The sequence below is a fragment of the Bradyrhizobium sp. BRP19 genome, from assembly GCF_020194195.1.
GTDB lineage: Bacteria > Pseudomonadota > Alphaproteobacteria > Rhizobiales > Xanthobacteraceae > Bradyrhizobium > Bradyrhizobium yuanmingense.
This window is the reverse complement of record NZ_JADYVZ010000045.1, coordinates 1-6,519: the sequence shown is the minus strand read 5'-3', so window position 1 is coordinate 6,519 and position 6,519 is coordinate 1. Positions and strand designations below refer to the sequence as shown.

5 protein-coding genes and 2 pseudogenes are annotated in these 6,519 nt (G+C 61.7%); 1 reads left to right on the top strand and 6 read right to left on the bottom strand.

All coding sequences use genetic code 11. The features are described 5' to 3' along the window. Positions 1-530: 530 nt before the first annotated feature. From I6F36_RS38125 to I6F36_RS38110, 4 genes are all read right to left on the bottom strand, one after another. Positions 531-1,295 (bottom strand): PD-(D/E)XK nuclease family protein, encoded by a 765-nt coding sequence (locus I6F36_RS38125; RefSeq protein ID WP_225143860.1) that lies wholly within the window; start codon positions 1,293-1,295, stop codon positions 531-533. Positions 1,296-1,622: 327 nt separating this feature from the next. Further along, positions 1,623-2,897 carry a hypothetical protein gene (locus tag I6F36_RS38120; protein WP_225143858.1) on the bottom strand — a complete coding sequence of 425 codons (1,275 nt, stop codon included), beginning with the start codon at positions 2,895-2,897 and terminating at the stop codon, positions 1,623-1,625. Positions 2,898-2,922: 25 nt separating this feature from the next. Then, positions 2,923-3,858 carry a DUF955 domain-containing protein gene (locus I6F36_RS38115; RefSeq protein WP_225143855.1) on the bottom strand — a complete coding sequence of 312 codons (936 nt, stop codon included), beginning with the start codon at positions 3,856-3,858 and terminating at the stop codon, positions 2,923-2,925. A gap of 163 nt (positions 3,859-4,021) precedes the next feature. After that, complete coding sequence (locus I6F36_RS38110) at positions 4,022-4,339, bottom strand: helix-turn-helix transcriptional regulator (protein ID WP_225143853.1); 318 nt, start codon at positions 4,337-4,339, stop codon at positions 4,022-4,024. A gap of 600 nt (positions 4,340-4,939) precedes the next feature. Here I6F36_RS38110 and I6F36_RS38105 point away from each other — a divergent pair. Next, positions 4,940-5,365, top strand: a pseudogene (locus I6F36_RS38105) (ArdC-like ssDNA-binding domain-containing protein); the annotation flags it as partial. Between the two features lie 228 nt (positions 5,366-5,593). Here I6F36_RS38105 and I6F36_RS38100 read toward each other — a convergent pair. Continuing rightward, positions 5,594-5,803 carry a hypothetical protein gene (locus I6F36_RS38100; RefSeq protein ID WP_225173227.1) on the bottom strand — a complete coding sequence of 70 codons (210 nt, stop codon included), beginning with the start codon at positions 5,801-5,803 and terminating at the stop codon, positions 5,594-5,596. A gap of 541 nt (positions 5,804-6,344) precedes the next feature. Beyond that, a pseudogene (locus I6F36_RS38095) lies at positions 6,345-6,519 on the bottom strand (IS701 family transposase); the annotation flags it as partial.

The window sequence follows — 6,519 nt, the reverse complement described above, 5'->3', positions numbered from 1 at the left end:
CCCCTGTGGATCGCGCCGACGCCGGGCTCGTAACTCCGGTCGGGCTACGCCCTCCCTGCGTCACGAGCCCGGCGAAGCTCTCTCATCCTGATTGACGCTCCACTGTCACCCTGATTGCCGCGCGGCACCTGCCGAGCCGAACGACCTTGACTTCGATACGCGCAACGCTGTCAGACTTGATGTCTGTTACCTCGAAGGCTTCACCCGTGCGAATGAGCGTGATGCGATAGCCTTGCAGCAACGGCCATGGCAGCGCCTTGTGATCGAAAGTGAAGATGGGGACGCTTGTGGTTATGAGCGGGCTCAGCGAATGGCCGCGCGCATGCACCTTGTTATGCCCATCACCACAGTCTCAGGCTTCGCCATGAAGACAGCGGTCCCAGTCACAGCCCTGTCAGGCTGAGGCTCTCCGGGGAAGTTAGGCCTCCCCGGAGTCACAGGAATAACCACAACTGGCTCACCCATATTGTCGTCAATGGCTACGCTGACACGCTGCATGCCCGCGCGCCACGTTTGTGGGAATAGCATCTTCATTCTTGTGATCCTGTCGGCGGCCCTTGTGTGGACTTAACCGAATTGTCGCCAGGCCCCTGCATTCCCGTGCCGAGCTGGCCGTTGAGTTGAACGCGTGAAGCCGCTTCGGCCCGAGCCACGACGGCTTGCAGGTAAGCGGACGGCTCGACGGTGACCGTGATGTTCTGATGCATCTCAGCCTCGCCGGAGGCGCGGATGTCGAGCCGATCTATCCGACCACCAAAGACAAGTCCCGCTTGCTCTATCGGTACCTTGACCGTCTCATCCCACGGCAAGTCGCCGCCTATTAGCGTCTCCTGGCCGAACGGGACTTCGCTCCAGCTCCTTGTATCCGCCCGGGTCGGATCGTCGCAGGCAAGACCTTTGGTCGTGCGGCGAGCGGCTTCCTTCACGGTATGTTGCCAGAGGATAGCTGGTGGCACCGAGCGCTGTAGCGGCCAGGACGCCAGAACCTTGCTGGACGCTGCCTCAATGGCGGCCTCGATCTCGTCGGCGTTTGCGCGCGCGAAGCCCGGCCTTGGCTCAAGCCGTGTTATCGCGCCGGCAATGAGCTCGTGTACCAATTCGCCAAAAGCTATCGGATCAAGCTGGAGCGGCTCGCCCTCCAGGCGGATGGAGCGCCATCCCAGCGCATAGCGCCAGACGTAGCCGAGCGGGTCCCGCAGGAGCCTCTGAAGCGACGTCGTCGATTGGCTCCGGGCGAGAGCGGCTAGGATCGCGGGATGGTCGGATGCGACCAAGCCGTCGTGGCGTGCCAGCACTGCTGGCTCTGACGGACATGCTCGAGCGCTCCCGCATCGCGCGGCCGCGCCAGAAGCCGGTCTGCTTCGCTGAACGCGTGTTCGGGAATACGGTCACGCTTCTGGACCACCTCGTTCGCGGGATAGAGCGAGCTTGGCGATAGGATGCTGCCCTTTGCATTGCGCTGTGGCCGCGAGAGGATCAGGTGCTCGCGCGTTCCATCGCGGATAACCTCAAAGTGCCGGCGATCGCGATCTGCTGTCGTCAATACATGCAGCATCCGACGGTCGAGAAGATGGTGAGGGATCAAGGATCATCATTCTCGAGCCGAGGCCAGGATCGGCTCGTCAGACCAAGCAGTCGCGTGAACGGTCGCGGGCTCGCAGCGAGATGCGAAGCGGGGCTCCACACAACGCTGTTCGCCGGGTCTCGGCCGTCGCGCACCCGCATTGCCTGCAAGGAAAGCGAAACCGCGTGTGGTGGCGCGCTCCGCAGTTCCACATCGCGAGGCTCGCGCCGCTGAGTAGGAGTCGGCCGGCTTCCTGGCCGGCCTCGGGGCCGCGCGCCAGAAGCTCCAGAATCGGAAGCAGGGCACCTTCCGCAGCCATGTCGTCCGCGCGATGGGATCTCGCGGCGATGAGCGCCTCGCGCCACTGTTCGAGCGTCCTCAGGCCCGCGCCGCGCGGTATGCCGGCAAACCAGTCTTTCGGAAGGGTGCCCGCGAAGGGCCGTGGCGGCAGCGGTCTGATCAGGCGCCAAATCCTTTCCTGGCTGAGACCGGTCCTTAGAACGTCGGCCAATGCGGCACAGGCTTGCCCCTCCGGCGTGCTTGGCGCTGGTATGCCGTGCGAGAAGTGCAGGGGAAGGCCCGCGCTATTTGCATAGGCGAGAAAATGGTCGTCCCAGTCCGTCGTCGACGTCGCCGCAATGCCGATCTCCTTGGCTCTTGCCTCGCCAGAAGACAGCAGCCGATGCACCCACCGAAGCGCCTCCACCACCTCGGATTTGGGACCTGCGCTCGCCTCGGCCGAGAATGTCGCCGGCGGTGTCACTGGCTGCCGGTGGATTGTGCCCTTAAACCACGCCTGTTCCTCCGTCGGCGCCGGGATGTTCCAGGAGAGCCCCGTGAATTGCGCAATCCCGTTGAGCAGGGGGCGCCAGACGGCATTGATCTCAACGATTCCATCGAGCGTGACTGGCCGGAGCAAGGACGTGGAAAATGAAGCCCTCGCCAATGCAGCGTCGCGAAGATCGCGGGGCAGCATCCTGGAGGCGGGAAGGCGCTCTCTGATGCGCGTTTCGAGGAGACACAGATCCGCGAAGCGGCCGACATGTTGTGGCAAGGACGAAAGATCGATGTCGGCGCGCCAGACTGCGGTCAGCGACTGAAGGACAGCCCGGGGCATCCCCGGTAGGCTCGACTCGTGGCCGAGGTCTTGGAAGCCGCCCGCAGCCAGCGCCGCCTGAATGGCGGGATAAAGAACGTCGGTCGCGACGGGCGCCACAAAGCCGCCGGCAAGACGAGCAGCAAGGAATGGAAGCGTGAGGATTTCACGGCCGGTGCTTCCTTCCCGTGCCGCCACCAGCCGCTGCATCCGCATCGCGAGCGGTCCATCGACCACGAGAGTTGATCGCCGGACCATCTCCTTAGAACACTCGCACTGGCACCGGCGCATTGTATGAGCGCAGCCAATGGCCCAGTGTCAACGCCTCGTGGCGATTGAAGAACGTCTCGAAATCGAAAACATGCCGATCGCCATTGAGGTCCGCCAACAGCACCTCGCTGCGACCGAGACTGCCCCCGCTCTGCGAACCACAATAGCCGACGATAGTCGCGAACAGATCGGTCTCGCGCATCGTGCCGAACCGCTCACGGAACGGAGGCGATTCCACGCAATACCGGCACGGATTGGCAGGATCGAAATCAGCCTTGCGCCGTGTCCGATGCGGATGGCCAGTGACGAGGGCTACGATCGGCCGGCCGCCATGGCATTGTTCGACGAAGCGCCACAGGGTTGAGGTCATGGTGTTGCCAAATCCCTTGCTCAGGCTCTTGACGAGAGCCAGGCTCGGAGCAGAGCTTGCAGCTTGGGCGGCAAAGCGGCTTGCGAGAAACAGCAACTGGCCGGCGGCATAGTTTGCCTCGGCCTCGATCTTCTGGTGGCAGGCGGGCATGAGCGTCTGCTCGGTGTCGCTCAACATCATCTCATTATGCCACGGGATGATGTCGTGCCCGATCTCATGAGCCTCGTTCCAATGGTGCTTGAGGACGGGGAGATCCTGGTCGAGCAGGATCCGCTTCTGATCGGGCAAGTACAGGGCTTTGAGGCTCAGGGTCTGGACCGCTTCGCGTAGGATCGTTGGGCGGAGAAGAACCTGAAGACCTGCGACCTTCATGCGCGAGAAGGTCTCTCGCAAAAGGCTGTCGTCCGTGGTCGAGTAGTAGCCGCGGTCAAGCTTCAGCAGGTCGCGGACAATACGTAGATCGATCGGCGGCTCCGGGTCTCCAAGACCGCGCAGGACCTTGTCGACCGGTCCGTCGATGTCGGCGATCGTTCGATGTCCGAGACTGACGTTCTTCACTTGGCTCGCTTAGGATCCTGTTCGCTCAAGACGGCGACGAATGCCTCAAGAGCCGAATTCTCTTCCGGCGTCAGCTTCTGCACAGCCTCGGAGCGGGCGGCAAATCAAACGGCTTCCTGCCGCAACCCAGCATCGTTTGCCGCCGCCAGTCCGGCAAGCTGCATCAAGCGTCCGCAAAGGTCTGCGCCAGTTTGAAGACCGTTCGGGGCTCTGGGACATAATGGACGTCGTCCTCGATAACGAGTAGTTCGCTGGCGTCGAGCTCGGCGACCTCTGCCAGCCTCTCCATCGAGAAGCCGCGGCGACGGCGCATCAAGTTCACGAATTTGCCAAAGGCGATTCGCGTTTCTTCAACCGCCGCGGTCTGCTGGGCAGCAGCCGGGCGCGTATCGGACTGGATCGAACGCGAGCAAGCCGGCGCCGATGACGGCGTCGCCTTCACGACGTGCCCGAGCCATCCACCACTCTTTGCTTCGTTCAAGTTTCATCGTTCTCCTCCTTTTCGAAGAAAGCGCGAGCCTGCTCGCTGGTCATCTCAAAGTACCTTAAATTCTGGTACGACGCGTCCTGCCCCAGATCGGTCATCCCGATCTTGCGGTAGAAGTTATCGGCCTGCGGCAGCGAATGCAGCCCCAGACGTCCCTTGAAGCCCTCGTCCTCGCTGTCTGCGCGTGCGGCCGGAGCCGCACCGGGCTCTCGTGAACCGAGCCGCGTAGCGTCTCGGCCTGCGGCTTCGATCCCTCGCGCTAGAGCTTTAGTGCTCCTCGCCGGGGGCACTCGGGAAAGGGGCCCGCCCTCATGAAGATGCCGACGTCGCTATCACTGCCCCGTTCCCGGGTGCCCTTTTGACCGGTCTCGTCGCGGCACTCGGTCCCGCGTGCCGCCTTCGGCGCCGCTATGCTCACGCTCCTGCGGGTGCCATTTCTCTTTAAGGCGATGTGCCCTGGCGCACGCCTGATTAAGGCCTGCGGCCCTAAGGCAGATTGCGCAAAAGGCTGAGAGTAAGAGTGCGGCTGGTTTTTTTCCGTGACGGGTTACAAGCTGCGAGAGAGGCTCGTGGCGCCCGTCGCGGAGAACCGGGATGTCAAGCCCTGCTGTTCACGCGTGCGCCGGCCAGGACCGCGCGAACCTCTATAACGAGATCACCGACAAAATCATTGCTGAGCTTGAGGCAGGCCGCGTGCCCCGGGTCCAGCCTTGGGGCACTGCCGCGGCAAGGGCACCCTTAGCGATGCCGAAAAATGCTTCGACCGATCGATCCTACAGCGGGATCAACGTCCTTCTGCTCTGGGGAAGCACGATCGAGCATGGTTACAGCGGTCAAAGCTGGCTCACGTTCCGGCAAGCGCTGTCGCTTGGAGGCCATGTGCGTAAGGGGGAGCGTGGCACCGCGATGGTCTACTCCGACCGTTTCGTGCCGCGTGAAGAGAAGCGGCGCGCCGACGAGACCGGCGACGAAGCGCAGGCCATTCCATTTCTCAAGCGCTTTAGGGTCGTCAACACCGATATGGCGAACTAGTCGAAGTCCAACACGCCCACGACAGGCAAAAAGCGACGGCGGCGCGATGAGGTCTTGCGGCGACAGCTCGGCAAGGGCAAAAAAGATCCACAGCTTCTATCACCGTGAGGTCCGTTGGGCCGAACGCGCGTGCCTTTAATGCAGCATTTGTCTGATCGCCTGCCTTGATAGCCTGCGCGACGGTGCAGCCCGCTGTCTCGCTGCGGTATCGGCGGCCTAGCTTGCCCTCGTCTCCACCCTCGGCAGCGAAGCATGATATTCATCCACGCTGTCGAGGTCGATCATGGTCTTACCTCCCATCTTGTAGGCCCTAATCATCTCATAGGCGATCAGTTCATAAGCCTTAGTTTTTCCGAACTTGCCATAGCGGCAACCGTCCTTGAACTCCACAAGCCGGCGCCGCTTGTTGTTATTGTTGTCAACCATGGTCCCTGCCTATGCTTCGATGATCTCAGCGACAATCGGAAAAACCACTGACTAGATGGGCATTTTCACAGTGCGACCTTGGGGCTCGACGCGGGCTTACCAACAAAGGCGCTGCTTTCGTGGTAGCCGATGGGGTTGCTGCTGACTTGTTTCGACGCCATCTGAGTCTAGCCCAATTGCCCGGATGTGTTGGTTTATATCGCCTTCGGTGCCAAACAAAAGGCTCTCTGATGCCGCCCCCAATTCCCGCGCGCTGTAGCGTAAAAATAGGACGGGCCGGAAGCATTATTTGCAAGCTCGAAGCCACCGTTCCCCTGCTCAGTTGGCTCCGTTCGGTCTACAAGCGCCCTTCAAACTCATACCCTCTGCCTCGAAGTGTCGCTCGTAGACGCGGCGGTACCGCAGAGTCGACATTTTGGCGCGCGATCTAGTGACTCGGTCGTGATGCTGGTCGGTGCGGACGCTTGTTCTTCGCTCTGCCAGTCGTAATACGAAACTAGACTAGCACTACTTTGGCAGATTTGGTTTGTGCTGTGGTTTTTCACGGATTCGTCTTCTGCAGTGCGGGCATCGCTGCGATGGCGGCCGAAGAATGAGATCGACGATGGCGTGGCGTACGGCGGGCATGGTTGGTTGAGGCGGAGGCCCATTGATTCTTTTTTTTCCGTCCCGCATGTGCGAGGCGACGGTGCTGCAAGAAGGCGTAGGCAATCATT